The organism is Comamonas thiooxydans (assembly GCF_002157685.2).
GTDB classification, from domain to species: domain Bacteria; phylum Pseudomonadota; class Gammaproteobacteria; order Burkholderiales; family Burkholderiaceae_C; genus Comamonas; species Comamonas testosteroni_H.
The window spans coordinates 5483376-5507946 of record NZ_AP026738.1 but is presented as its reverse complement, the minus strand read 5'-3'; the positions used below and the strand labels follow the sequence as shown (position 1 = coordinate 5507946).

28 protein-coding genes and 1 tRNA gene are annotated in these 24571 nt (G+C 63.2%); 17 read left to right on the top strand and 12 right to left on the bottom strand.

Features of this window, described 5'->3' with window-relative positions:
- The first annotated feature begins 9 nt into the window (after positions 1–9).
- From rpmD to CTR2_RS25560, 10 genes are all read left to right on the top strand, one after another.
- Positions 10–192 (top strand): 50S ribosomal protein L30, encoded by a 183-nt coding sequence (gene rpmD, locus CTR2_RS25605; RefSeq protein ID WP_003050517.1) that lies wholly within the window; start codon positions 10–12, stop codon positions 190–192.
- 11 nt (positions 193–203) lie between these two features.
- Positions 204–635 (top strand): 50S ribosomal protein L15, encoded by a 432-nt coding sequence (gene rplO / locus CTR2_RS25600; protein WP_003050519.1) that lies wholly within the window; start codon positions 204–206, stop codon positions 633–635.
- Between the two features lie 24 nt (positions 636–659).
- Positions 660–1973, top strand: a complete 1314-nt coding sequence (gene secY / locus CTR2_RS25595; RefSeq protein WP_003050520.1) for a preprotein translocase subunit SecY — start codon at positions 660–662, stop codon at positions 1971–1973.
- 118 nt (positions 1974–2091) lie between these two features.
- Positions 2092–2205, top strand: a complete 114-nt coding sequence (rpmJ, locus tag CTR2_RS25590) for a 50S ribosomal protein L36 (RefSeq protein WP_003050535.1) — start codon at positions 2092–2094, stop codon at positions 2203–2205.
- A gap of 22 nt (positions 2206–2227) precedes the next feature.
- Positions 2228–2593: a 30S ribosomal protein S13 gene (gene rpsM / locus CTR2_RS25585; RefSeq protein WP_003050537.1), complete on the top strand. Its 366-nt coding sequence runs from the start codon at positions 2228–2230 to the stop codon at positions 2591–2593.
- 17 nt (positions 2594–2610) lie between these two features.
- Complete coding sequence (gene rpsK, locus CTR2_RS25580; protein WP_003050538.1) at positions 2611–3015, top strand: 30S ribosomal protein S11; 405 nt, start codon at positions 2611–2613, stop codon at positions 3013–3015.
- A gap of 89 nt (positions 3016–3104) precedes the next feature.
- Positions 3105–3728: a 30S ribosomal protein S4 gene (rpsD, locus tag CTR2_RS25575; RefSeq protein ID WP_003068426.1), complete on the top strand. Its 624-nt coding sequence runs from the start codon at positions 3105–3107 to the stop codon at positions 3726–3728.
- Positions 3729–3840: 112 nt separating this feature from the next.
- A complete protein-coding gene (locus tag CTR2_RS25570) occupies positions 3841–4839 on the top strand; it encodes a DNA-directed RNA polymerase subunit alpha (protein ID WP_003050542.1) in 999 nt (332 codons plus the stop codon).
- Positions 4840–4975: 136 nt separating this feature from the next.
- Positions 4976–5359: a 50S ribosomal protein L17 gene (gene rplQ, locus CTR2_RS25565; RefSeq protein WP_003050544.1), complete on the top strand. Its 384-nt coding sequence runs from the start codon at positions 4976–4978 to the stop codon at positions 5357–5359.
- A gap of 40 nt (positions 5360–5399) precedes the next feature.
- Positions 5400–5476 (top strand) — tRNA-Met (locus CTR2_RS25560).
- A gap of 84 nt (positions 5477–5560) precedes the next feature.
- Here the strand turns inward: CTR2_RS25560 and CTR2_RS25555 are convergent.
- Positions 5561–5878, bottom strand: coding sequence for a hypothetical protein (locus CTR2_RS25555; RefSeq protein ID WP_087079958.1), 318 nt, complete (start codon positions 5876–5878; stop codon positions 5561–5563).
- Between the two features lie 268 nt (positions 5879–6146).
- Between CTR2_RS25555 and CTR2_RS25550 the strand changes: the two genes are divergently transcribed.
- Positions 6147–7652 carry a DASS family sodium-coupled anion symporter gene (locus CTR2_RS25550; RefSeq protein WP_087079960.1) on the top strand — a complete coding sequence of 502 codons (1506 nt, stop codon included), beginning with the start codon at positions 6147–6149 and terminating at the stop codon, positions 7650–7652.
- A 9-nt stretch (positions 7653–7661) separates the two neighbouring features.
- Here CTR2_RS25550 and CTR2_RS25545 read toward each other — a convergent pair whose 3' ends face one another.
- From CTR2_RS25545 to CTR2_RS25515, 7 genes are read right to left on the bottom strand one after another with little or no spacing between them, the layout of a single operon-like run.
- Entirely contained in the window at positions 7662–8252 is a 591-nt protein-coding gene (locus tag CTR2_RS25545; protein ID WP_087079962.1) for an alkylhydroperoxidase domain protein, read from the bottom strand.
- Positions 8249–8944 (bottom strand): CMD domain protein, encoded by a 696-nt coding sequence (locus CTR2_RS25540; protein ID WP_087079964.1) that lies wholly within the window; start codon positions 8942–8944, stop codon positions 8249–8251. The genes CTR2_RS25545 and CTR2_RS25540 overlap by 4 nt, the downstream gene beginning before the upstream one ends.
- Positions 8941–10059: a putative FMN-dependent luciferase-like monooxygenase gene (locus tag CTR2_RS25535; RefSeq protein WP_087079966.1), complete on the bottom strand. Its 1119-nt coding sequence runs from the start codon at positions 10057–10059 to the stop codon at positions 8941–8943. Before CTR2_RS25535 ends, CTR2_RS25540 begins: the two co-directional genes overlap by 4 nt.
- The gene (locus tag CTR2_RS25530; RefSeq protein WP_087079969.1) at positions 10040–11725 is read right to left on the bottom strand and encodes a dipeptide ABC transporter ATP-binding protein; all 1686 of its coding nucleotides are present in this window, start codon (positions 11723–11725) and stop codon (positions 10040–10042) included. The genes CTR2_RS25535 and CTR2_RS25530 overlap by 20 nt, the downstream gene beginning before the upstream one ends.
- Positions 11722–12660 (bottom strand): ABC transporter permease, encoded by a 939-nt coding sequence (locus CTR2_RS25525; RefSeq protein WP_087079971.1) that lies wholly within the window; start codon positions 12658–12660, stop codon positions 11722–11724. The genes CTR2_RS25530 and CTR2_RS25525 overlap by 4 nt, the downstream gene beginning before the upstream one ends.
- A complete protein-coding gene (locus CTR2_RS25520; RefSeq protein WP_087079973.1) occupies positions 12657–13604 on the bottom strand; it encodes an ABC transporter permease in 948 nt (315 codons plus the stop codon). The genes CTR2_RS25525 and CTR2_RS25520 overlap by 4 nt, the downstream gene beginning before the upstream one ends.
- Before the next feature lie 15 nt (positions 13605–13619).
- Entirely contained in the window at positions 13620–15332 is a 1713-nt protein-coding gene (locus tag CTR2_RS25515) for a TIGR04028 family ABC transporter substrate-binding protein (protein WP_176391567.1), read from the bottom strand.
- A 221-nt stretch (positions 15333–15553) separates the two neighbouring features.
- Here CTR2_RS25515 and CTR2_RS25510 point away from each other — a divergent pair, with 221 nt between their 5' ends.
- From CTR2_RS25510 to CTR2_RS25500, 3 genes are all read left to right on the top strand, one after another.
- On the top strand, positions 15554–16138 hold the full coding sequence (locus CTR2_RS25510; RefSeq protein ID WP_176391568.1) for an OsmC family protein: 585 nt from the start codon (positions 15554–15556) through the stop codon (positions 16136–16138).
- Between the two features lie 23 nt (positions 16139–16161).
- Entirely contained in the window at positions 16162–16983 is an 822-nt protein-coding gene (locus CTR2_RS25505) for a VOC family protein (RefSeq protein WP_087079978.1), read from the top strand.
- Positions 16984–17100: 117 nt separating this feature from the next.
- Positions 17101–18351, top strand: coding sequence for an Hsp70 family protein (locus CTR2_RS25500; RefSeq protein WP_087084413.1), 1251 nt, complete (start codon positions 17101–17103; stop codon positions 18349–18351).
- An 89-nt stretch (positions 18352–18440) separates the two neighbouring features.
- On the opposite strand, the gene rsmI is transcribed toward CTR2_RS25500, so the two are convergent.
- Positions 18441–19364: a 16S rRNA (cytidine(1402)-2'-O)-methyltransferase gene (rsmI, locus tag CTR2_RS25495; protein WP_087079980.1), complete on the bottom strand. Its 924-nt coding sequence runs from the start codon at positions 19362–19364 to the stop codon at positions 18441–18443.
- Between rsmI and CTR2_RS25490 the strand changes: the two genes are divergently transcribed.
- The 3 genes from CTR2_RS25490 (at position 19364) to CTR2_RS25480 (ending at position 21113) form a co-directional block, all read left to right on the top strand.
- A complete protein-coding gene (locus tag CTR2_RS25490; RefSeq protein ID WP_003050571.1) occupies positions 19364–19765 on the top strand; it encodes a YraN family protein in 402 nt (133 codons plus the stop codon). The two genes, rsmI and CTR2_RS25490, sit on opposite strands and share 1 nt — an antisense overlap.
- 89 nt (positions 19766–19854) lie before the next feature.
- Positions 19855–20463 carry an SIS domain-containing protein gene (locus tag CTR2_RS25485; RefSeq protein WP_003050573.1) on the top strand — a complete coding sequence of 203 codons (609 nt, stop codon included), beginning with the start codon at positions 19855–19857 and terminating at the stop codon, positions 20461–20463.
- Positions 20460–21113 carry a BON domain-containing protein gene (locus CTR2_RS25480; protein WP_087079982.1) on the top strand — a complete coding sequence of 218 codons (654 nt, stop codon included), beginning with the start codon at positions 20460–20462 and terminating at the stop codon, positions 21111–21113. The genes CTR2_RS25485 and CTR2_RS25480 overlap by 4 nt, the downstream gene beginning before the upstream one ends.
- 60 nt (positions 21114–21173) lie before the next feature.
- Here CTR2_RS25480 and CTR2_RS25475 read toward each other — a convergent pair whose 3' ends face one another.
- The 3 genes from CTR2_RS25475 to CTR2_RS25465 all read right to left on the bottom strand — a co-directional run bounded on the left by CTR2_RS25475 (position 21174) and on the right by CTR2_RS25465 (position 24539).
- Positions 21174–22085, bottom strand: a complete 912-nt coding sequence (locus tag CTR2_RS25475) for an NAD(P)-dependent oxidoreductase (RefSeq protein ID WP_087079984.1) — start codon at positions 22083–22085, stop codon at positions 21174–21176.
- A 148-nt stretch (positions 22086–22233) separates the two neighbouring features.
- On the bottom strand, positions 22234–23370 hold the full coding sequence (locus CTR2_RS25470; protein ID WP_087079986.1) for a PilT/PilU family type 4a pilus ATPase: 1137 nt from the start codon (positions 23368–23370) through the stop codon (positions 22234–22236).
- 125 nt (positions 23371–23495) lie between these two features.
- Positions 23496–24539: a type IV pilus twitching motility protein PilT gene (locus CTR2_RS25465; RefSeq protein ID WP_087079988.1), complete on the bottom strand. Its 1044-nt coding sequence runs from the start codon at positions 24537–24539 to the stop codon at positions 23496–23498.
- Positions 24540–24571: the final 32 nt, after the last annotated feature.

Here is a 24571-nt window from a genome sequence, read left to right as displayed (position 1 = left end):
GTCCAGCACATGACAACACAACAAACTGTCAAGATTCAGCTGGTTCGTAGCCCCATCGGCACCAAAGAGTCGCACCGTGCGACTGTGCGTGGCCTGGGTCTGCGCAAGCTGAACAGCGTCAGCGAACTGCAGGACACTCCTGAAGTGCGCGGCATGATTAACAAGATCGCCTACTTGGTGAAGGTTCTCTGAAAGGATTGATGATGGAACTCAATAGCATCAAGCCTGCAGACGGCGCCAAGCACGCCAAGCGTCGCGTGGGTCGCGGTATCGGTTCTGGTCTGGGTAAGACTGCCGGTCGCGGTCACAAGGGTCAGAAGTCGCGTTCGGGTGGCTACCACAAGGTGGGCTTCGAAGGCGGTCAGATGCCTCTGCAGCGTCGCCTGCCCAAGCGTGGCTTCAAGTCGCATCTGCTGAAGTTCAATGCAGAAGTGACCCTGTCCGAGCTGGATAAGCTCGGCCTGGCCGAAGTCGATCTGGCTGCTCTGAAGCAAGCCGGTCTGGTTGGCTCTATCGCTAAGGTCGTGAAGATCATCAAGAGCGGTGAACTGACTAAGGCTGTCAAGCTCAATGGTATCGGCGCTACCGCCGGTGCCAAGGCTGCCATCGAAGCTGCCGGTGGCAGCATCGCCTGATTAAAGTTCTGAAAGAAGACATCCGTGGCTACTAGCGCAGCTCAAATTGCAAAGACTGGAAAATTCGGCGACCTGCGTCGTCGTCTGGTTTTTCTGTTGCTTGCGCTGGTCGTATACCGCATCGGGGCGCATATCCCCGTTCCGGGCATCGACCCAGCGCAGCTGCAGCAGCTGTTCTCTGGCCAGCAGGGCGGCATTCTCAATCTGTTCAACATGTTCTCGGGTGGAGCGCTCTCGCGCTTCACAGTGTTCGCACTGGGGATCATGCCGTACATCTCGGCATCGATCATCATGCAGCTCATGACCTATGTGGTCCCGACATTCGAGCAGATGAAAAAGGAAGGTGAAGCGGGTCGTCGCAAGATTACCCAGTACACCCGCTATGGCACTCTGGGCCTGGCGCTGTTTCAGTCCTTGGGAATTGCTGTTGCCCTGGAAAGCTCCGCAGGCTTGGTTCTGAACCCTGGTTTTGGCTTCCGCATGACTGCGGTGGTCAGTCTCACGGCCGGTACCTTGTTCCTGATGTGGCTCGGTGAACAGATCACTGAACGTGGTCTGGGCAACGGTATCTCGATACTGATCTTTGGCGGTATCGCTGCAGGCCTGCCGAGCTCCATCGGCGGTCTGCTGGAACTGGTGCGCACCGGTGCCATGAGCATTCTGGCGGCAATCTTCATTGTTCTCGTTGTGGCAGCCGTGACGTATTTCGTCGTGTATGTCGAACGAGGTCAACGCAAGATCTTGGTGAATTACGCACGCCGACAAGTCGGCAACAAGGTGTACGGTGGTCAGTCTTCGCACTTGCCACTGAAGCTGAACATGGCAGGTGTGATTCCTCCCATCTTCGCTTCGTCGATCATCTTGCTGCCCGCTACGGTGGTGAATTGGTTCAGTGCAGGAGAATCCATGCGCTGGCTGAAGGATATTGCGAGCACGTTGACCCCTGGTCAGCCAATCTATGTCATCCTTTATGCTGCCGCGATCATTTTCTTCTGCTTCTTCTATACGGCCCTGGTTTTCAACAGCCGGGAAACTGCCGACAACCTGAAGAAGAGTGGCGCTTTCATCCCCGGGATTCGTCCTGGCGAACAGACAGCCCGCTACATTGACAAGATTCTGGTTCGCCTGACCCTGGCTGGCGCGATCTACATTACCTTCGTGTGCTTGTTGCCCGAATTCCTGATCCTGAAGTACAACGTTCCGTTCTACTTCGGCGGTACATCGTTGCTGATCATTGTGGTCGTGACAATGGACTTCATGGCGCAAGTGCAGAACTACGTGATGTCGCAGCAATACGAGTCGCTCCTGAAAAAAGCGAACTTTAAGGCTGGTATTTGATGACAAGGCTGCCCAAGGGGGCAGCCTGCCAAAAGTTAGTAGACGCCCATCGATCTATCGCGGGCATTGTTTCCCGGTCGATAGGCCGATAGTGGATGGAAAGTTTTAGGAGAAAAGAATGAGAGTTTCGGCTTCGGTCAAGAAAATCTGCCGTAACTGCAAGATCATCCGCCGCAAAGGTGTTGTGCGCGTGATCTGCACTGACCAGCGCCACAAGCAGCGCCAAGGTTGATTGAAAGCATTAGAGGACTAATATGGCACGTATTGCTGGCATTAACATCCCGCCGCACAAGCATGCTGAAATCGGCCTGACCGCCATCTTCGGCATCGGTCGCACTACAGCTCGCAAGATCTGCGAAGCATGCGGTATCGAGTATTCCAAGAAGGTCAAGGACCTGACGGACGCTGATCTGGAAAAGATCCGTGACTTCCTGAATCCCATGACTCTGGAAGGTGATCTGCGTCGCGAAACCACCATGAACATCAAGCGTTTGATGGACATCGGTTGCTACCGCGGTTTCCGTCATCGTCGCGGCCTGCCCATGCGCGGTCAACGTACCCGCACGAACGCCCGTACTCGCAAGGGTCCGCGCAAGGGTGCAGCGGCTCTGAAGAAATAAGAGATTGAAAGATCATTATGGCTAAGTCTCCCGCAAACAACGCAGCTGCTCGCGTTCGCAAGAAGGTCCGTAAGAATATTTCTGACGGCATCGCGCACGTGCACGCTTCGTTCAACAACACGATCATCACCATCACCGACCGTCAAGGCAACGCTCTGTCGTGGGCTTCGTCGGGTGGCCAGGGCTTCAAGGGTTCGCGTAAGTCGACTCCCTTTGCTGCTCAGGTTGCTTCGGAAGTGGCCGGTCGTGCTGCTATCGAACAGGGCATCAAGAACCTGGAAGTCGAAATCAAGGGTCCCGGTCCTGGCCGTGAATCCTCGGTTCGCGCCCTGGGTGCTCTGGGTATCCGTATCACTTCCATCTCGGACGTGACTCCGGTTCCCCACAACGGCTGCCGCCCTCAAAAGCGTCGTCGTATCTAATTTTTTATCAAGCCCACCGCCGCCCAGGTGCATTTGCATCGCGGGCGGCTCCCGTGTTTGCGCACGGTAGATGACACAAAGGAAATCAAGTGGCACGCTATATTGGCCCCAAGGCAAAACTCTCCCGCCGCGAAGGCACCGATCTGTTCCTGAAGAGCGCACGTCGCTCCATCGCAGACAAGGCAAAGTTCGACACCAAGCCTGGTCAGCATGGCCGCACTTCCGGTCAGCGCACTTCCGACTACGGTCTGCAACTGCGCGAAAAGCAGAAGGTCAAGCGCATGTACGGCGTGCTGGAGAAGCAATTCCGCCGCTACTTCGAAGCTGCTGACCGCAAGCGTGGCAACACTGGTGCCAACCTGCTGTCGCTGCTGGAATCGCGTCTGGACAACGTCGTGTACCGCATGGGCTTCGGCTCCACTCGCGCTGAAGCACGTCAGCTGGTTTCGCACAAGGCTATCACCGTGAACGGCCAGTCCGTGAACATTCCTTCTTTCTCCGTGAAGGAAGGCGATGTGGTTGCCCTGCGTGAAAAGTCCAAGAAGCAAGCTCGCGTGGTCGAGGCTCTGCAACTGGCTGCTCAAGTGGGCTTCCCCGCATGGGTTGAAGTGTCTGCTGACAAGGCAGAAGGTACTTTCAAGAAGTCTCCTGACCGCGATGAATTCGCAGCTGACATCAACGAATCCCTGATCGTTGAGTTGTACTCGCGTTAATCTTTAGCAGCGACATTTCTGTAAACCGTCCCCACGGCGCGAGGCATCGCGCCGTGGGTGCTTCACCAGCCTTACCGGTGTAACGAGCCGAGGGTATTGAGAGGAAGTCTGCATGCAAACGAATTTGCTGAAGCCCAAGACAATCAATGTCGAGCAACTTGGTCACAACCGTGCCAAGGTTGTTCTGGAGCCGTTTGAGCGTGGCTACGGTCATACGCTGGGCAATGCCCTGCGCCGTGTTCTGCTCTCCTCCATGGTGGGTTACGCAGCGACGGAAGTGACGATTGCTGGGGTGCTGCATGAGTACTCCTCCATCGACGGTGTCCAGGAAGATGTGACCAACATCCTGCTGAACCTCAAGGGTGTGGTGTTCAAGCTGCACAATCGTGACGAAGTCACCCTGAGCCTGCGCAAGGATGGCGAAGGTGTTGTCACTGCCCGTGACATTCAGACCCCCCACGACGTAGAAATCGTCAACCCTGATCATGTGATCGCCCATCTGTCGCAAGGCGGCAAGCTGGACATGCAGATCAAGGTGGAAAAGGGCCGCGGCTATGTGCCCGGCAACGTGCGCCGCTACGGTGACGAATCGACCAAGTCGATCGGCCGTATCGTGCTCGACGCTTCGTTCTCGCCCGTCAAGCGCGTGAGCTACGCTGTCGAATCCGCACGTGTGGAACAGCGTACCGATCTGGACAAGCTGGTTCTGGAAATCGAGACCAACGGTGCCATCACCGCTGAAGACGCAGTGCGCGCATCCGCCAAGATCCTGGTGGAGCAGCTGGCAGTGTTTGCCCAGCTCGACGGTGGCGATATCGCCAGCGTGTTCGACGCTCCTGCCGGTGGCCGCGGTGCTGCTACCTCGTTCGATCCCATCCTGCTGCGTCCTGTGGACGAGCTCGAGCTCACCGTGCGTTCTGCCAACTGCCTCAAGGCAGAGAACATCTACTACATCGGTGATCTCATCCAGCGTACCGAAAACGAGCTGCTCAAGACTCCCAACCTGGGTCGTAAGTCGCTCAACGAGATCAAGGAAGTTCTGGCTTCCCGTGGTCTGACGCTGGGCATGAAGCTCGAGAACTGGCCACCAGCTGGCCTGGAAAAGCGTTAATCGCTACAATAGAGGACTTTGCTGAAATCGATCGGTTTTGGCAAAGTCCAAGTGCCTCGGGCAGTACCTGATACGGCTGCCTGATTTAATTTAGAAAAGATCTCCGGATAAAAACGGGGAGCAAAGGAAAAGCACCATGCGTCACGGCAACGGCCTCCGCAAACTGAACCGCACTTCTGCACACCGCAAGGCAATGCTGCAGAACATGATGAACTCGCTGATCGAGCACGAAGCAATCAAGACCACGGTCCCCAAGGCCAAGGAACTGCGTCGCGTCATCGAGCCCATGATCACTCTGGCCAAGGTTGATACCGTGGCTAACCGCCGTCTGGCTTTCGACCGTCTGCGCGACCGCGACAGCGTGACCAAGCTGTTCAACGTGCTGGGTCCCCGCAACGCTCAGCGTCCCGGTGGCTACACACGTATCCTGAAGATGGGCTTCCGCGTGGGCGACAACGCTCCCATGGCCTATGTGGAGCTGGTCGAGCGCGCTGAAGAAGCCGCTGCAGCAGCTGAATAAGCCAGGGCAGGCTGCAAAGCCTGCTATAATTTGGAAATACCGCGCGATGGAGCAGTCTGGTAGCTCGTTGGGCTCATAACCCAAAGGTCGGAGGTTCAAATCCTTCTCGCGCAACCAAATTGAAAAGGTCACGACAATGTCGTGACCTTTTTTTTTGACCATTTTTTCCATGGACCGGAAGGCGGCTCCGGCCTTAGCTCGTCATACCCCCGACTGCGTGCCCGAGCGCCGGCTCAGATGCTCGCGCACCCGGCTGGCGATCACCTGGGCGATTTCCGGGCTCAGCACCTCGCTGATATGCAGAACTTCGGTGTAGTGCAGATAGAGCAGTCCGCGCAAGGTCTGGAATGCCGTCTCATGCGTCGCCCCGCAGATGCCGGCATCGTTGGCCAGCACGCGCTCCACGGCACCGGGCTCAAGCAGCCGGATCTTGCAGATAGCTGCCTGATGCAGGATCTCCAGGTCTATTTCCTCAAGGCGGCTTTCCCATTCATCGGGCAGGAATCGGTTCGCTGGCATTTAGGGTGTCTCTCCTGCTGAATCCATGGGCATGTGCCCAGTGCTTGAATACTGGCATGCACGAGGTCTTGCCATTGGTTTTGCTTCTGCAAGTCTTGCCGTCGATCAAACTTTGGTAACGTAAAAGTCGGCCTGGAGTCGAAGCCATGCGGCACTGCATCATGATGCCAGTCTGTGACCCGAGCGCCAATGTCCGTCGGGGACTTCTGGCTTTTGCTGGGCTGAGGTATGGTGTCTCGATGCGCTGCAGGTAAAGAAAAGGACTTCTATGTTCGAGAAGATCGTCTCGATGTTCCGTTACTTCAAATCGGCCGTTCCGTTTCGGGTCGTGCCTGCACTGATTTCCACCCTGGTACTGACCGGTCTGCTGCTGACGCCGGTGCCTGCGGGACTGGACAGCAAGGCCTGGCAACTGGTGGCCATCTTTCTGACGACCATCGTGGCGATCATCCTCAAGGTCATGCCCATAGGCGTGATGGCATTGATGGCGATTGTCATCGTGTCGCTGTCCCAGGTGACCTCCAGTTCCTCCAAGGGGGCGATCACGGATGCGCTGAGCAGCTTTGCGAATCCCCTGATCTGGTTGATCGTGGTGGCGGTTCTGATCTCGCGCGGTCTCAAGAAGACGGGGCTCGGCAACCGCATCGGATTGCTGTTCATTGCGTTGATGGGCAAGCGCACCATAGGCATAGGTTACGGACTCGCGATCTGCGAGCTGGTACTGGCCCCGTTCACACCCAGTAACACGGCACGCGGTGGCGGCATCGTGCACCCGATCATGAAGTCCATCGCCAACGCCTTCGAATCGGACCCGGCCAAGGGAACCCAGGGCAAGGTCGGGACCTATCTGGCGCTGGTCAACTACCATTCCAATCCGATCACTTCGGCCATGTTCCTGACCGCAACGGCGCCCAATCCGCTGGTCGTGGATCTGGTCGCCAAGGCCACGGGTCAGTCCCTGCACCTGAGCTGGACAAGTTGGGCTCTGTACATGCTGCTGCCAGGGCTGCTGTGTCTGCTGTTGATGCCGTTGGCAATCTATCTGCTTTCGCCACCCGAGCTCAAGGCCACGCCCAATGCCGTGGAGTACGCGCGCGCCGAGATGGCAGGCATGGGCCCGCTGTCAGGCAAGGAGCGGGTGATGCTCGGGACTTTTGGCGTGATGCTGTTGCTGTGGGCGAATGTGCCGCAAATGCTGTTCGGCCCGGCTTTCACGCTGGACCCAACCGTGGTGGCTTTTCTCGGTTTGTTTGCCCTGATCATCACGGGGACCATCGATTGGGATGATGTGCTGTCCGAGAAAAGCGCCTGGGACACCCTGATCTGGTTCGGTGCCCTGGTCATGCTGGCCGAGCAGCTCAACAAGCTCGGTGTGGTTGCCTGGTTTGCCGATGGCCTGAAGAGCGCCATCGTCGCCAGCGGCCTGGACTGGCTGCCCGTGGCGGCGATCCTGGTGGGCGTCTTCGTCTTCTCGCACTATCTGTTCGCCAGCACCACGGCCCATATCAGTGCCATGATGCTGGCCTTTCTGACCGTGGGGGCGCAACTGATCCCGGCCGACTATGTCGTCCCCTTCATGCTGATGATGACGGCCGGTTCGGCCATCATGATGACGCTGACGCATTACGCGACTGGCACATCTCCCATCATCTTCGGTAGCGGCTATGTGACGCTGGGTGTCTGGTGGCGCGTGGGGGCCGCGATGTGCGTGCTGGAGTTGCTGATCTTCGCTGTCGTCGGCAGTGCCTGGTGGAAGTTGCTGGGGTTGTGGTGAGCAGCCATGTCAGCCGGCTGTTCGCAGGGGTTCGCCCAGGGACAGCATGAGCCGGTTGGCCCAGTTGAAGAAGGCCGTGCCCTGCAGCGCATCGGAGATGGCCGCGTCGTCGAGACCGGCAGCGCGCAGCGCATCGATATGACTAGATTCCAGCGCAGGCGGTGTCTGCGTCAAGGCCACGGCGGCGGCGACGATGGCGTTCCAGCGCGGACCCAGATCGCTGCCCGGACCTTCATCGAGCAGGCGCTGCACATCGGCAGCGCGATGCGAGAAATGTGTCGCAAAGCGCGCATGTACCGAAGCACAGTAGATGCAGCCGTTGGTGCGTGAGGTTGCAGCGGCTGCCAGTTCGCGCTCGGCGCGCGGCAAGCCGGCATCGGGGTTGTAGAAGATGTCCTTGTCGGTGCGTGTGCGTGCTCCCAGCGTGTCGGGGTCGCGTGCCAGCAGCCGGAAATAGGGTGAACGCGCGCGCGCCGCGTCCACCAGTCCCGCATGGTGGCGCTCGCTCAGCTCGCTCTCCTGCAGAGGAGCTATCCATGGCTGCCAGTCAAGCTGTTCCTGGGTGAAGACCTGGGGGGAGATGTTGTGCGTGGTGGTCATGGCTGGGCTTGCAGGGCGATGGGGGAAGATGCCGTGGTGACTGCAGCTCGTGCGCCAAGCACGCGCAGCCCCGCCACGAGGCGGATCTGGAAGGACAGGAAAGAGGCGAGCTGGGACAGGATGACGATATCGGTCTCGCTCCAGCCGGCCTGCTGCAGCGCCAGCAAGGCCTGGGCACTCGCATCGCGTGGGTGGTAGGCCAGCAGATGGGCATGGGCCAGCGCGGCGCTCAGGCGCGGGCCCAGCAAAGCCGCATGAGCCGGATCCACGGCGTAGCTGGGGCCGCTCTGGTCCTCGCGGCTCAAGGGGCCGGCCGGATAGATTCCGTAGGGACCGTGCGGGCCGCTGCCGGCCTGCAGGCTGGCAGCGCGCCCGCGCACCACTTCCGAGCTCACGGCATCGGCCAGATCGGCATCCTCGGCCGCCAGGGCGCGTGTGTAGAAGGCCGTGCTGCGGGGCTCGCCATGCAGGCCTGCCGTGAAGGCGGCCAGCGTCAGGCGCTCGCGCAGCGAGACCGCGCCGGGCACGGGCTCGGCGGGGGTGAACAGCGCGGCAAAGCTTTGCTGGGCCTGGGTGCGCGCCTCGCTGCGGTGGCGGCGCACCTGATCCAGCGAGCTGCCGGCAGCGATATCGGCGAGATGGTCGATCACATCTTCAGGAAAGCGGGTCTGTGCGGTGTTGCTCATGGTCATGCAGCTTGAAGCAGTTCGGTCCGGACTAGGGGGTGGGAAGCGCTGGCGGGAGTCTCGCTGCGGCGCCAGCCCAGAGCCGGTGCCACGACGGATGCCGTCAGCTCAATCGAGCGCAGAATGGCTTGGTGCGGCGGGTCAATGGAGTGGACCTGAAACACGATGTCGGTGGCTTGCGCCAGCGCCGTGTCGGCGCGCAGCGAGGCGATCACCTCCTCGGGCGTGCCCACATGCACGTCATAGGCTTCAATGAGCTGCTGCAGCGGCGCCTGTGGATCGACGCGCGTTGCCCATTGCGTGGACGCGGATGAAGCCAGGGCCGCATGACGCAGGGCCGAGCGGCGCAGACCGGCCTCGGCCCATTGCCGTGCCTGGGCGCGCTGGTCGGAAACCAGCAGGGTGCGCGAAGCCAGGATGCGCGGTGCGCGTCCTGTGGGCAGGGCCGCGAGATAGGCCTCGATGATGGGGTTCTGTATTTCGGACAGCGTGGCCCGGGGGCGCCCTTCGGGTCGGGGCTGTGTGCGCGAGAGCATCAGGCCGTCCCCGTTGGCGCCGGCGCGTGCTCCGCCTTCGACCGAGAACGTGGCCTGCCAGACGCGTTCCAGCAGCTGCGGGGCTGCAGGGTACAGGCGCACGCCGCCTGCCAGCTCGCGCCCGGCCCAGGCATCCCGCAGCACGGCGAAGTTGCGCGCAAAGACTGCGCCGCGCTCGCTGCCTGTGACGCCGAAGGCCTCGAAGGACTCCGCCGTACCGCCCGTGCCCAGCCCCACTTCGAGGCGGCCGTCCGACAGCAGGTCCAGCACGGCCGCATCCTCGGCCACGCGCAGCGCGTTTTCCAGCGGCAGCGTGACCACGCCCGTGCCCAGGCGGATGCGCTGCGTGCGCGCCGCCACATGCGAGAGAAAGACAAAGGGCGAGGGCAGGCCGCCCTCGCTTTCATGGAAATGATGCTGGGCGATCCAGGCCGAGTCGAAGCCCTGGGCTTCGGCATGGGCGATCTGCTCGGTGACCAGGCGGTAGCGTTCGCCGGCCGGTACCTCATCGAGCAGGCGGCTGAAGAAGCCCAGGCGCGGGGCCGGGCGCGCGCGAGCAAGAGTGTCAGGCGGGGTGGGGGACAAAATCAATGCTCCTTTTGCCGGGAATGGCGTCCATGAGTTCGCGCGTGTAGTCGCTGGTGGGGCGCAGGAACACGTCCTCCACGCTGCCTGCGTCCACCACCTTGCCTGCGCGCAGCACCGACACCGTGTCGGCGATCTGGCGCACCACGGCAAGGTCGTGCGAGATGAAGAGATAGCTCAGGCCCAGGTCCTGCTGCAACTGCGCGAGCAGGGCGAGGATCTGGGCCTGCACGGTTACGTCCAGGGCCGAGACGGCCTCGTCCAGTACCACCACCTCCGGTTGCAGCACCAGGGCGCGTGCAATCGCCACGCGCTGGCGCTGGCCGCCCGAGAGCGCATGCGGGCGCCGTTCGAGCACGGCGCTCGGCAGGCCCACGCGCTCGAGCATGTCAAGCACGCGCTGGCGGCGCTCCCGGGGCGGCAGTGGCTCGAAGTTGAGCAGTGGCTCCTCGATGATGTCGAAGACACGCTGGCGCGGGTCCAGCGAGCTGAACGGGTTCTGGTAGACCAGCTGAACCTTGCGCCGCAGCTGGCGCAGGGCCTCGCCGCGCAGGCCCGTGAGCTCGGCGCCGGCGATGCGGATGCGACCCGATGTAGGGCGTGCCAGGCCCACGATGTCGCGTATGGTCGTGGTCTTGCCCGAGCCCGACTCGCCGACGATGGCATGCGTGGAGCCCCGACGCAGGCGCAGCGACACGCCGTCCACGGCGCGGAAAACGCCGCGCCCCTGGCCGGGGGCATGGAAGTCGTGAACAAGGTCCTCGACCTCGATGGCCCAGTCCTCGGTGACGGTCGCCGCCGCGGGCGGTGTGCGACGAGGGGCGGGCGTGAGTGAAGGTGCGTCCGACAGCAAGCGGCGCGTATAGGCGCTTTGCGGTTTGCGCAGAAGCTCCAGCGTCGGTCCTTGCTCCTGGATACGACCGCCCTGCATGACGATGAGGCGATGAGCACGGTCTGCGGCCACGCCCAGATCGTGGGTGACCAGCAGCACGGCGGTGCCGGTCTCGCGGCGCAGCTCGTCGATCAGATCCAGGATGCGCCGTTGCACCGTGACATCCAGCGCGCTCGTGGGCTCGTCGGCAATGATGAGGGCAGGCCGCAGCGCGATGGCGATGGCGATCAGCACCCGCTGGCGCATGCCGCCCGACAGCTCGTGCGGATACTGGCGCGCGCGCAATGCGGGCTGGGACAGGCCCACTCGGGCCAGCAGATCGATCACGCGCGCCTCGACGGCCGCGCGGTCACGCAGGCCATGGATGCGCAGTATTTCGCCTACCTGGTCGCCCACGGTGCGCACGGGATTGAGCGAGGTGGTCGGGTCCTGCGGCACCAGGCTGACCACGCGGCCGCGAATACTGTTCCAGCGCGTGGCGTTCCATTCCGAGACTTCGGTGCCCTGCAGCCGGATGCTGCCTTGCTCGCGGCGTCCGTTGTCAGCCAGCAGGCCGATCACGGCCTGGGCCGTGGTGGTCTTGCCCGAGCCCGATTCGCCGACCAGGGCCACGACCTCACCCGGTGCTATTGAAAACGACAGACCGTGGACCACGCGCTGCTCCTGACCGCCGTGGTCGCGGTAGGCGATGACCAGGTCCTGGACTTCGAGCAGCGGGGCAGCGGCTACGGCAGGGGTTGCAATGGCGGGGCGGTCTTGCAGCAGGGTACTCATGCCGGCCTCCGCGCGAAGGAGGCGCCGATGCGGTTTGCTGCCAGCACCACGGCCACCACGACCAGGCCTGGTGCCGTGGTCAGCCACCAGGCAGTGGCGATGTAGTTGCGCCCTTCGGCGATCAGCAGACCCCACTCGGGCGTGGGAGGCGGCGCGCCGTAGCCCAGAAAGCCCAGCGTGGAAATCGACAGGATGGCCGAGCCGAACTGCAGCGCGGCCAGGGCCACCACCGAGGTCAGCGAATTGGGTAGTACATGGCGCCACAGTACGGCGGCAAAGCGTCCGCCGCTGCCGAAGGCCGCCTCCACATAGTCGGAGCGCCGCACGCGAACCACTTCGGAGCGCACCAGGCGCGCGAAGCCAGCCACGGATGCCACCCCCACGGCGATGGCCGCATTGATGGTGCCAAAGCCCAGCAAGATGATGATGGTCAGCGACAGCAGCAGCGAGGGCACGGCCAGCAGCAGGTCAACGAGGCGCATCAGCGCATCATCGACACGGCCGCCCGTGGCACCGGCCAGCAGGCCGATCAGCGTGCCCGCCATCAGGCCCACGGCCACGGCGAGGAAGGCACCCGACAAGGAGTGCACCGAGCCATGCACCACGCGGGCCCAGAGATCACGTCCCAGCGCATCCGTGCCAAGCCAGTGCGCGAGGCCGGGCTCCAGCAGCTGCTGGCCGGCCTGGCCGACGACGGGGTTCTGATGTGCAAACCAGCCCGGAACCAGGGCCCACAGCGCGGCGGTGGCAATCACCAGCCAGGCAAGGGCCAGCGTGGGCGGCAGGCGCCTGAGCCTTTGCAGATCGATCAGGACGGGGCGCAGGCTTTTTGCGGCCGGTGTCGGTGCCGGCGGGGGCGCCGGCCTGGGCGCTGCGGACGACGCGGCGCTGGAGCCCAGGGGCGTGGGAATGATGGACGAGACGGCGGTGTTCATGCCCGGTTCTCCACAGAATGACGCAAACGGGGATCGAGCAGCGGGTAGAGCAGGTCCACGGCGAGGTTGATGAGCACGAAGGCGGTGGCCGAGACGACCACCACGGCCTGGAGCACGGCCGTGTCCTGGTTGCCCACGGCCTGCTGGGTCAGCGTGCCCAGGCCGTTGAGGCCGAACACGGCCTCGGTGACCACGGCACCGGCCAGCAGCTCGCCGAACAGCACGCCGGCAATCGTCAAGGTCGGAAGCAGGGCATTGCGCGCTACGTGGTGCAGCAGCACCCAGGCGCGAGAAGCGCCTTTGGCGCGCGCCACGGCCACGAAAGGCTGGGCCAGCACGGTGTCGATATTGCGCAGCAGGATCTGGGCCAGCGGCGCCGAAATCGGGACGGCCAGCGTCAGCGTGGGCAGGATCAGGCCTTCCCAGGGGCCGGGATTGATGACGGGAATCCAGCCCAGACGGAAGGACAGGACCTGGATCAGCATGATGCCCAGCCAGAACACGGGCACGGAGACAAAGACCGAGGGCAGGGCTTGCAGGACATTGCGCAGCCAGGCCAGAGGCGCGAGGCTGGCCGCAGCCGCCAGAGCGATGGCCAGCAGCGCCGCCGTGGAAAAGCCCAGGCCTGCCAGGCGCAGTGTGGGCGGCAGGCTGGTGGCCAGGCCCTGGCTCACGGGCACGCCGGCCTGCAAGGAGTAGCCGAAATGGCCCGTGAGGAACTGAGCAAGCGTGTGCAGGTATTGCTGCCAGACGGGCTGGTCGGCTCCGTAGGCGGCGCGGATGTCGGCGATCTCCTGCGGGCCCAGGCCCAGTTCGGGGTTCAGGAACTTGATCAGCACGGCGTCGCCCGGCAACAACTGCAGCAAGATGAAGGAGGCTGTGAAAGCCGCCCACAGCACCAGGGCGGCCTGGGCGATGCGGCCGAGCAGATAGCGGCGAGGCATGGGGCGATTCCTTTGTCAGCGCTTGGCCAGCCAGGTGCTGTAGAAGCTGGGACGGCCCACGGCCTCGAAGCCCACCTCACGCACCCAGGTCGCACCCGCGAAGGCCTGGGGTTCCTCGAAGATCGGGATCACATAGGCCTGGTCGATCAGATAGTTCTGTACCTCGCCGGTCAGTGCGAGGCGCCGGTTGGCATCGGTCTCGGCCGCGATGGCATCGAACAGGCGGTTGAGCTTGCTGTCCTCGAAGGATTTGACCTTCTGGCTCACGCCGCCTTTTTGCAGCAGCACATTGCGGTTGCTCGGGTAGTAGTTGCTTTTGATCACGTCGGGGTCGGCGCGGCCCACCATGCCCGGCAGCACACCGGTCTTGTCGGGGTCCAGCGTGTCCACCGTACGGCTGCCCGAGTCTCCGGCCAGCACATTGAGCTTGATGCCCAGCCTGGCCCATTGCTGGGCCACGAGCTGCAGGGTCTCCTTGTTCTGCGGCTGGGGCAGGGATTCGTAGGTCGAGAGCACGAAGTCCTGGCCGTTCTTCTGGCGCAGGCCGTTGGCGCCCAGGCTCCAGCCGGCCTCGTCGAGCAATTGTCTGGCCCTGGCCTCGTCAAAGACCAGCTTGGCTGACAGGTCCACATAACCGGCTGCCGTGGAGGCGATCACCGAACGTGCCTGCGGGTAGCGCGGCGAGAACAGGGTTTCCACGATCTCCTTGGTATTGGTGCCATGCAGCAGGGCCTGGCGTACCTTGAGGTCGGCCACCAGGGCGTTGTCGGGGCGGATGGCGATGCTGTTGTTCACACCGCGCGTGGACGGCGCGTAGATGCTGAACTTCTGTTGCTCCACGCGCTTTTCGTCATAGGCTTGGACCTGGCGGATGAAGCCGGCCTGGCCGGCCAGCAGCGCGCCGATGCGTACGCTGTCCTCGGGCGTGACGATGAACTTGACTTCATCCAGGCGCGCACGGCCCTGGTGCGCCAGCTTGGCCGGGCCCCAGCGGTAGTCCTGGCGTGCCTTGAGCACCAGCTCCTTGCCCAGGGTCTCGCTGGCCACCACAAAGGGGCCCGAACCTATGATGCGCGTGGCATCGCCAAGCTCCTCGAACGGACGATCCAGCGTGGCCGGCGAGACCAGGCCAGAGCCGATCACCGAAGTGCCCTGGAGAAAGCCCGGCGAGGGTTTCTTGAAGAAGAATTTCACGGTCAGCGGATCGACGACTTCGCTGCGTTCGTAGTTGTTGATGACCTCGGAAACCGGCTGCTTGAGCGCCTTGTTGCCCAGTCCGTAGGTGTCGAAGTTGCGCGCCACGGCGGCCGCGTCCAGCGGCGATCCGTCCGAGAAGCTCACGCCGGAGCGCAGCTTGAAGCTGTACTCGGTGGCATCGGCGTTCACGGTCCAGGACTCGGCGATCCAGGGCTGGATCTCCAGCGTCTCGGGGTCCTGGTAGGTCAGCTTGTCCGTGATCTGGTTGAGCACGCCGCCGTTGGGATAAAAGCCGCCGGCAGGCGGATAGAGATTGGTGTGTGCCTGCTGTTCGAGGTAGACCAAGGTGCCGCCCTGGATCGGTTCCGCCGAGGCGCCGGCCTGGGCCGTGCCGGATTGCCTGGAGCAGCCGGCCAGCAGCATGCTGCCCGTCAGTACCGCCACTGCGGCCCATAGGGCGCGGCGTTGGGCGGGTTTGTTCACCGGTTGTTTTATCGATGGATCCGTCTGCAAAGGGAAAAACACGTTCATACCTCGTCGCCACATGGCGTTGAAAACTCAGGTTCCGGACGCATCGCCGCAGCGACCGACCGAATTCATGGTTTTCATGCTATCGACGCCAAATATTCGTGCTCATATATTGAGTAGCATCGTTATTCGAAAAACAACTAAGAAGCGCGAGCCTGCATATTTGCTGAGCGCATAAGCGCAGACGAATTCCTTTGTTGGTCCGGCGTGCCGCTCTCACAACAATGGCCTGGCATTCCTTTATCGAAAGCCCGCTCATGAGTCATCTCAACGAATATCTTTCCGAAAAACGCGCGGCTGTGCTGGCACGCAGCGCCGCCATTGCGGCGGGCACGGCCCAGGCCGCCAGACTCAAGGCCAGCGTGCGTGCCGAGGGGCGCAGCGGCGTGCGCCGTCTGCGCATCCGCGAGCACCAGGTCATCAGCGACAGCCCACCCGACTTCGCAGGCTACAACCTGGGCCCAAGCTCTCCCGAGCTGCAACTGGGCGTGCTGGGCACCTGCGTGACCCATATCTTTCTGATCCAGGCGGCCGAGCGCCAGGTGCCGCTGGAGAGCCTCGAAGTCGAGGTCACGGGCGTCATCGACCCGCGCGGCGGCAAGCCCGGCCACGAGGCGACACCGATCTGGCCGCACGATATCGGCTACACCGTGCATATCGATTCGCCGGCCAGCCGCGCCGAGATCGATGCGCTGTTCGAGGCTGTGGAGAGAACTTGCCCCATCCTCAACCTGCTGCGCAACCCCCAGTCCATCCGCGCCGAGGTGCGCCATACCGACTCCAGCGCGCCCGAGCGCCTGGCGGCCTGAGAACCTTTTGGAAAGACTTTTGCATGAGCTTGCCACTCGACCATATCGTCATCGCGGTCCAGGACCTGGAACGCACGATTGCCGACTATCAGTCCCTGGGTTTCAACGTGCTGCGCGGCGGCGAGCACCCCGGGCGCTCGACGCACAACGCCCTGGTGGTCTTTGCCGACGGTGCCTATTTCGAACTGATCGCCTGGCGTGCCCCCGCGCCCGATGAGCGCTGGTGGCAGCAGCTGCAGCAGCATGGTGAAGGGCTGGTCGACTTCGCGCTGCTGCCTTCCGAGACCGGCGCCGTGGTGGCGGCGGCCCGGGCGCGCGGTCTGGGCTATGAAGCCCCTTACGAGGGCGGACGTCTGCGTCCCGACGGAGAGCAGCTGCGCTGGCGCAATGCACGCGCCCAAAGCCAGGATCTTCCGTTTCTGTGCGGCGACCTGACGCCGCGTGCCTTGCGCGTGCCCGAAGGCCAGGCCCGCGTGCATCCCAATGGCGCGACCGGCGTGGCTCGCCTGGAAGTGGCGGTCAAGGATCTGCAGGCCAGCCTGGCGCGCTGGCGGGCATTGCTTGGCGATGCAGTGAGCGTCGGCGCGCTACGGGTCTCGACCGACGGCAGCACGCAGCAGGTATCGCTGGGTCTGGGCACCACCGAGCTGGTGCTGGCCGCACCCGTCAAGGCTGAGGGCCCCCTGGCCCAAAGACTGGCCACGCGCGGCGAAGGCCCTTATGCCGTCGCACTGTCGGTGCCGCAGCAGGCGGTAGCAGGGGCACTGGACGAAGTCGCCACCCACGGGGTGCACCTCGAGCTGGCACAGCATTCCGGGACCGGGGTGGAAACCGCCGCCGCCTAGGCCCAATAAGGGGGCGCTAGAATAGCGCCCCCGCTGACACCCATGCCCACTTCGGTGGGCGTTTTCGTTGCGACTGCGGCAGCCTTTGCGGGCCGCTGCGGCGCAGCGCCGCCTTTCATGACCACAGCTCTCACGCCTGCCACTCTGGGCATCGATTTCGGAACCTCCAACTCTGCTGCTGCCTATCGCCTGCCTGGCAAGACCGCAACTTTGCTGCCTCTGGAAGGGGCTGCCACCGGCATGCCCACGGCGCTGTTCTTCAATACCGAAGAGCACAGCACGCATTTCGGCCGCGATGCCATGCAGCAGTATCTGGCGGGCGAGGAAGGGCGCTTGATGCGTTCCCTCAAAAGCCTGCTAGGCAGCAGCCTGCTGCTGGAAAAGACCGCAGTGCACGAGCAGCTCGTCAGCTATCAGGACATCATCGCGATCTTTCTCAAGCGTGTGGCCGATCAGGCACGTCGGGCGCTGGACGGCCGTCTGCCGGAGCGTGTGGTGCTGGGGCGTCCCGTGCATTTTGTCGACGAGCACCCGGAGCGAGACCGCCAGGCACAGGATGCCCTGGCCGCTGCGGCGCGCGCCGCCGGTCTGGGCGAAGTCAGCTTTCAGCTGGAGCCGATTGCGGCGGCACTGGACTACGAGCAGCGCCTGGGCGAGGAACAACTGGTGCTGGTGGTCGATATCGGCGGCGGCACCTCGGACTTCACGGTGGTGCGTCTGGGCCCGCAACAGGCCGGACATGCAGACCGTACTCAGGACATTCTTGCCACCACCGGCGTGCATATCGGGGGCACGGATTTCGACCATCGCCTCAACGTGGCCCAGGTCATGCCGCTGCTGGGCTACAAGCACATCGGCCCCAGCGGGCGCGAGGTGCCCAGCAGTGTGTTCTTCGATCTCTCCACCTGGCATCTGATCCAGTGGCTGTACACAGCCAAGGCCCTGGCTTCGGCGCGCGGTCTCAAGAGCGATTACAGCGATCCGCAACTGCACCAGCGCCTGATGAAGGTACTGGATTGGCGTGAAGGCCATAGGCTGGCCGATGCGGTGGAGCAGGCCAAGATTGCGGCTTCGCAAAGCCATGCGGCCTCGGCCATAGCGCTGGACTGGCTGGAGCAAGACCTGCCGGCGGCCATCTCCCCGCAGGTTCTGCAGGAGCAGTTGCAGGCCTTGCTGCTGCAGGTCGTTGAATGTGCGCAGGACTGTGTGCGCCAGGCCGGCGTCGCGGCGCCAGACGCCATCTATCTGACCGGCGGCTCGTCGGCCTTGCGCACCTTGCGCGATGCGCTCAGGGGCGCTTTCCCGGATGTGCCGCAGGTCGAGGGCGACCTGTTCGGCGGCGTGGCCACCGGTCTGGCTTATGCCTGAGCCTGAAGTCCCCTGAGCCGCAGCGAGGCGGGGCTGCGGGGCAACCCTTGCTGGGCGTCTCTGGTTTGTACCGCGCCCGGTTGACGTGCTTATTCCTCTTCGGCGGCTCGCTTGAGCTCCAGCGCACGGTCGTAGAGTGTGTTGCGGCTGGCTCCCGTGATTTCGGCGGCCAGCTTCACGGCCGTCTTGGTCGGCAACTCGGCCAGCAGCAGCTTGAGCACGCGCTCGGCCTCTCCCGACTCCTGTTGTACGGTCACGGGGTGGAGCACGATGGCGAACTCGCCCTTGACGCGCTGCGGCGATGCCTGCAGCCAGGCAGCCAGCTCGCTGGCTGGCATGCTGGCGATGTCTTCGAACTGCTTGGTGATTTCGCGCGCCAGCGTGACGCGGCGCTCGCCCAGCATGGCCAGGGCCTGGGCCAGCTCGATGATGCGGTGCGGCGCCTCCAGCAGCACGGTGCAACGCGGCTGGTCGGCCAGCTTCTGCACGGCGGCCAGACGCTCGGCATTCTTGGTGGGCAGGAAGCCGGCAAACACAAATCCGCCTTCGCCCTGTGCCGGAGTGACGGCGCCGGCCACGCTGATGGCAGATGTCACGCTGCTGGCGCCGGGCAGCGGAATGCTGCGCAGACCCACGGCCTGCAGCGCCGCGCACAGGCGCGCCCCCGGGTCGCTGACGCCGGGCGTGCCTGCATCGCTGACATAGGCGATGCGCTGGCCTTGCTGCAGGCGCTCGATCACCAGCTGGGCGGCTTCTGCCTCGTTGTGCTGGTGCACGGCCAGCAGCTGGTTGCCGGGGCGGTCCAGCCCGTAGCTGCGCAGCAGGCCCTGGGTGTGGCGTGTGTCTTCGCAGGCGATGCAGTCCACGATCTGCAGCACATGCAGCGAGCGCAGGCTGATATCGGCCAGATTGCCAATCGGCGTCGCCACCACATACAGGGCTCCCTGCGGATAATGCTGGGAAGCGGCCGCGTCATGTGCGGCAGTCAGTGCAGAGGCGAAAGAGGTAGTCAATGGATTTCCTTGGAAAGCGGCCCAAGCCGGCGCAAAGCACAACCGCACGCGGGCAGCAGGCCGAGGATGCCGCGTTGGCCCATTTGCAGGCGCGAGGCTTGAAGCTTGTCGAGCGCAATTATCGGACGCCGGGCCGTGGTGGCGGCGAAATCGACCTGATCCTGCGTGACCGCGACGGGTCTTTGGTGTTTGTCGAAGTCCGCAGCCGCAACACCGAGCGCTTTGGCGGTGCCGGCGGCAGCATCGGCCGTCTCAAGCAGCAGCGCATCGTGCTGGCCGCCAGACACTATCTGATGCGACTTGCGGCAGCGCCGCCATGCCGCTTTGATGTGGTGCTGGTCGACAGTTCCGGGAACCAGATGCGCATCGAGTGGCTCCAAGCAGCATTCGAGGCGCTTTAGTCGCCGCGTCACAGTTGTGCGCAACACTGATGCGCAAATAACGGTTTGCTACCAAAGAGATAACAGGTGGCGGGTATCATCGGGCCTCCATGCTAGAGCAACGAATTCAACAGCATTTCATCGACAGTGCCGACCTGAAGTACCAGGCCGCCCAGGCGCTGAGCCAACCTATTGCTTCCGCCGTACAGGCCATGCTGGCCTGCGTGACGGGCGGCGGCAAGGTGCTGGCCTGCGGTACGGGCGTTTCGGCCAGCGATGCCCAGTTATTTGCCTCCCTGTGCGTGACAGGGTTCGAACGCGATCGTCCCGAGCTGGCGGCCGTGGCCCTGACTTCCGATGGCGGCCTGCTAGGCAGCGTGGGAGCGACGGGCTCGGGCGGCAATGCCAGCCAGTATCTGGCGCGCCAGGTGCGAGCGCTGGGACAGCCCGGCGACCTGCTGCTGCTCATGTCGGTGACCGGCAACGACATGGCCGTGCAGGAAGCTCTTGAGGCCGCCCACGAGCGCGACATGATGGCCGTGGTGCTGACAGGCCGCACCGGCGGCAATCTGGCCACCACCGTGCGCGAGACCGATGTACTGATCTGCGTGCCCCACGACCGTGCGGCGCGCGTGCGTGAAACCCATACCTTGATCCTGCACTGTCTGGCCGACGGTGTGGACTCTCAACTGCTTGGTGACCAGGAGATGCCTTTATGAAGTTGAAGTGGACCCGTGTTGCATGTGCGGCCCTGACTGTTGCCGCTCTGGGCGGTGCCTTGAGCGGTTGCGTGGCTCTGGTGGGCGGCGGTGCTGCTGTGGCGGGCATGTCGGCAGTGGACAGGCGTACCACCGGCACACAGGTTGAGGACCAGGGCATAGAGCTGCGTGCCGGCAATCGCATCAGCGAGGTGATGGGCGACAAGGCCCGCGTCAGCGCCACCAGCTACAACCGTGTGGTGTTGCTGACCGGCCAGGCAGGCAATGCGACGGACAAGGTAACCATCGAGAAGCTGGTGCGCGAACAATCCACCGTGCGCCAGGTCTATAACGAGATCGAGGTCGCGCCTTTCACGGCCACTCTGGGTCAGCGTTCCCAGGATTCTCTGATCACGACCAAGGTCAAGGCCAGTCTGGTCAACGCCAAGGACATTTCATCCTCGGCCATCAAGGTCGTGACCGAGAACAATGTGGTCTATCTGATGGGCATAGTCACGCCGCGCGAATCCAAGCGGGCTGCCGAGATCGCTCGTGGCGTCAACGATGTGAGCAAGGTTGTGCGCCTGTTTGAGGTCATCTCCGAAGATGAACTGGCTGCAGCAACATCCAAGGCCGCCCCTGTGGTCGAGGATCGCTCCAGCATGAACTGAGGTGAACTGACGGTCACAAAAAAGCCGGACTCGAGTCCGGCTTTTTCATGGCGCAGCGGCTCAGCGCAGGCGCTGAATCAGGCTGGAAGTATCCCAGCGATTGCCTCCCATGGCCTGTACATCGGCATAGAACTGGTCCACCAGCGCGGTGACGGGCAGGCGTGCGCCATTGCGCTGGGCCTCGGCCAGCACCAGCCCCAGATCCTTGCGCATCCAGTCCACGGCAAAGCCGAAGTCGAACTTGCCCACGGCCATGGTCTTGCCGCGATTGTCCATTTGCCAGCTCTGGGCGGCTCCCTTGCCGATGACATCGAGGACCTTCTCTACATCGAGGTCGGCACGCAGACCGAAGGCAATGGCTTCGGACAGGCCCTGCACCACACTGGCCACGCAGATCTGATTGACCATCTTGGTCAGCTGACCGTTGCCGCAGGCGCCCATATAGGTGAAGGCGCGCGAGAAGGCGTCGGCCACGGGGGCAACCTGGTCAAATACCTCCTGATCGCCGCCGCACATGATGGTGAGCTGGCCGTTGACCGCACCGGCCTGACCGCCCGATACCGGGGCATCCATGAAGTGCAGGCCGCGCTGGCGGGCCTCTGCATACAGTTCGCGAGCAACCTGCGCCGAGGCCGTGGTGTGATCGACAAAAATGGCGCCAGGCTCCATGCCCGCAAAGGCGCCGTCGTCGCCCAGCACAATGGAGCGCAGGTCGTCATCATTGCCCACGCAGGAGAAGACCATGCGTGCGCCCTTGACGGCTTCGCGGGGCGTGGCCGCATGGCTGCCGCCAGAAAACTCTTCGGCCCAGGCTTCGGCCTTGGCCGCCGTGCGGTTGTAGACCGTGACCTGATGGCCAGCCGCAGCCAGGTGCCCGGCCATGGGGTAGCCCATGACACCCAGGCCCAGAAAGGCCACAGGCGTGGAAGTGCAGGGTGCGTAGCTGCGGGAGGCGATGGTGGCTGTGCTCATGAAATCCTCTAAGACTTGGTGCGGAACAGTTCGATCATGGTAGCGCCGCAGTGCATGGCCGTGGCGGAGAGCAGGGGCCTGGGCGGCCCTGCCGCCCCGCAGCAAGGCCTGCGCTCCTCCTGTGGGAGGAGATGCCGGCGCCTTGGGGTCAGACGATGGTCAGATGTTCGGTGCCGGCCGCCAGGTCCTGAGTCCGGGCGCGCTGGCTGTTGAGCTTGATCTGCAGACGCAGGTCGTTGACCGAGTCTGCATTGCGCAGCGCATCTTCATAGGTGATGAGGTTGGATTCGAACAGGTCGAACAGCGCCTGGTCAAAGGTCTGCATGCCGATATTGCGGCTTTTCTTCATGATCTCCTTGATCTCGACGACCTCGCCCTTGAAGATCAGGTCTGCGATCAGCGGCGAGTTGAGCATCACCTCGATGGCGGCGACACGGCCCTTGCTGTCCTGCTTGGGGATCAGGCGCTGGGAAATGATGGCCCGCAGATTCAGCGACACATCCATCAGCAGTTGCGGACGGCGCTCTTCGGGGAAGAAGTTGACGATACGGTCCAGTGCCTGGTTGGCACTGTTGGCGTGCAGCGTGGCCAGACACAGGTGACCGGTTTCAGAGAACGCAATCGCGTGCTCCATGGTTTCGCGGTCACGGATTTCGCCCATCAGAATCACATCGGGCGCCTGGCGCAGCGTGTTCTTGAGCGCGGCTTCCCAGCTTTCCGTGTCCAGTCCCACCTCGCGTTGCGTGACCACGCAGTTCTTGTGCGGATGCACGAATTCCACGGGATCTTCCACGGTGATGATGTGGCCGAAGGAGTTTTCATTGCGCCAGTCCACCATGGCGGCCAGCGTGGTGGACTTGCCCGAGCCCGTCGCGCCGACCAGGATGCACAGGCCGCGCTTGGTCATGGTCACTTCCTTGAGCACCTGCGGCACGCCCAGGCCGTCAATCGTGGGCAGGGTGGTGGGAATGGTACGCAGCACCATGCCGACCTTGCCCTGCTGCATGAAGGCGTTGACACGGAAGCGCCCCACACCGGCCGGCGAGATGGCGAAGTTGCACTCCTTGGTGTGTTCGAAGTCTGCCACCTGCCTGTCGTTCATGATGGAACGCGCCAGGGCCAGCGTATGCAACTGGTTCAGCGGCTGGGGCGAGACCTTGGTGACTTTGCCGTCAATCTTGATGGCGGGCGGAAACTCTGCAGTGATGAACAGGTCGCTGCCGTTGCGGCTGACCATGAGCTTGAGCAGATCGTTGATGAATTTACTGGCCTGATCGCGTTCCATGATCGTTCCTTGAGGCGGCGTCAAAATTGGCAGAGCCCAAGTGAGAGACGCCGAGCAAGAGCCGCCTCGCGGCGAGGGCGTCGTCCCCCTGGGGGGAAGCGGCAAAGCCGCTCAGGGGGGAGGCATCATCCAGGAAAGTTTTCGGGAATCTTCGCCTTGCTGCGCGCTTCGGCCGGGCTGATGAGGTTGCGGCGCACCAGATCGGTCAGGTTCTGGTCAAGAGTCTGCATGCCCATGTTCTGGCTGGTCTGAATGGTGGAGTACATCTGTGCCACCTTGGCTTCGCGGATCAGGTTGCGGATGGCGGGCGTGCCCAGCATGATCTCGTGTGCGGCCACACGGCCCTGGCCGTCCTTGGTCTTGCACAGCGTCTGCGAGATCACGGCCTGCAGCGACTCGGACAGCATGGCACGCACCATTTCCTTTTCCTCGGCCGGGAACACGTCAATGATACGGTCGATGGTCTTGGCTGCCGACGAGGTGTGCAGCGTGCCGAACACCAGGTGACCGGTTTCGGCCGCCGTCATGGCCAGACGGATGGTTTCCAGGTCCCGCATTTCGCCGACCAGGATCGCGTCCGGGTCTTCACGCAGCGCGGACTTCAGCGCTGCCGCAAACGACAGCGTCATGGGGCCGACTTCGCGCTGGTTGATCAGGCACTTCTTGGAGTCGTGCACGAATTCGATGGGGTCTTCCACCGTCAGGATGTGGCCGTACTCGGTCTCGTTGAGATAGTTGACCATGGCGGCCAGCGTGGTGGACTTGCCCGAGCCCGTGGGGCCGGTCACCAGCACCAGACCACGTGGCTTCAGGGCCAGGTCGGCGAAGATCTTGGGGGCGTTGAGCTGCTCCAGTGTCAGGATCTTGCTGGGAATGGTACGGAACACGGCCGCCGCGCCGCGGTTCTGGTTGAAGGCATTGACACGAAACCGGGCCAGGCCTTCAATCTCGAACGAAAAGTCCACTTCCAGAAACTCTTCGTACTGCTTGCGCTGGGCATCGCTCATGATGTCGTAGACCATGGCGTGCACGGTCTTGTGGTCCAGCGGATCGATGTTGATGCGGCGCACATCGCCGTGGACGCGAATCATGGGGGGCAGGCCTGCCGACAAATGCAAGTCCGAAGCCTTGTTCTTGACACTGAATGCCAGCAATTGCGTGATATCCACGGAGATCCCTCTCTGGTTTGATACTCTGGCGC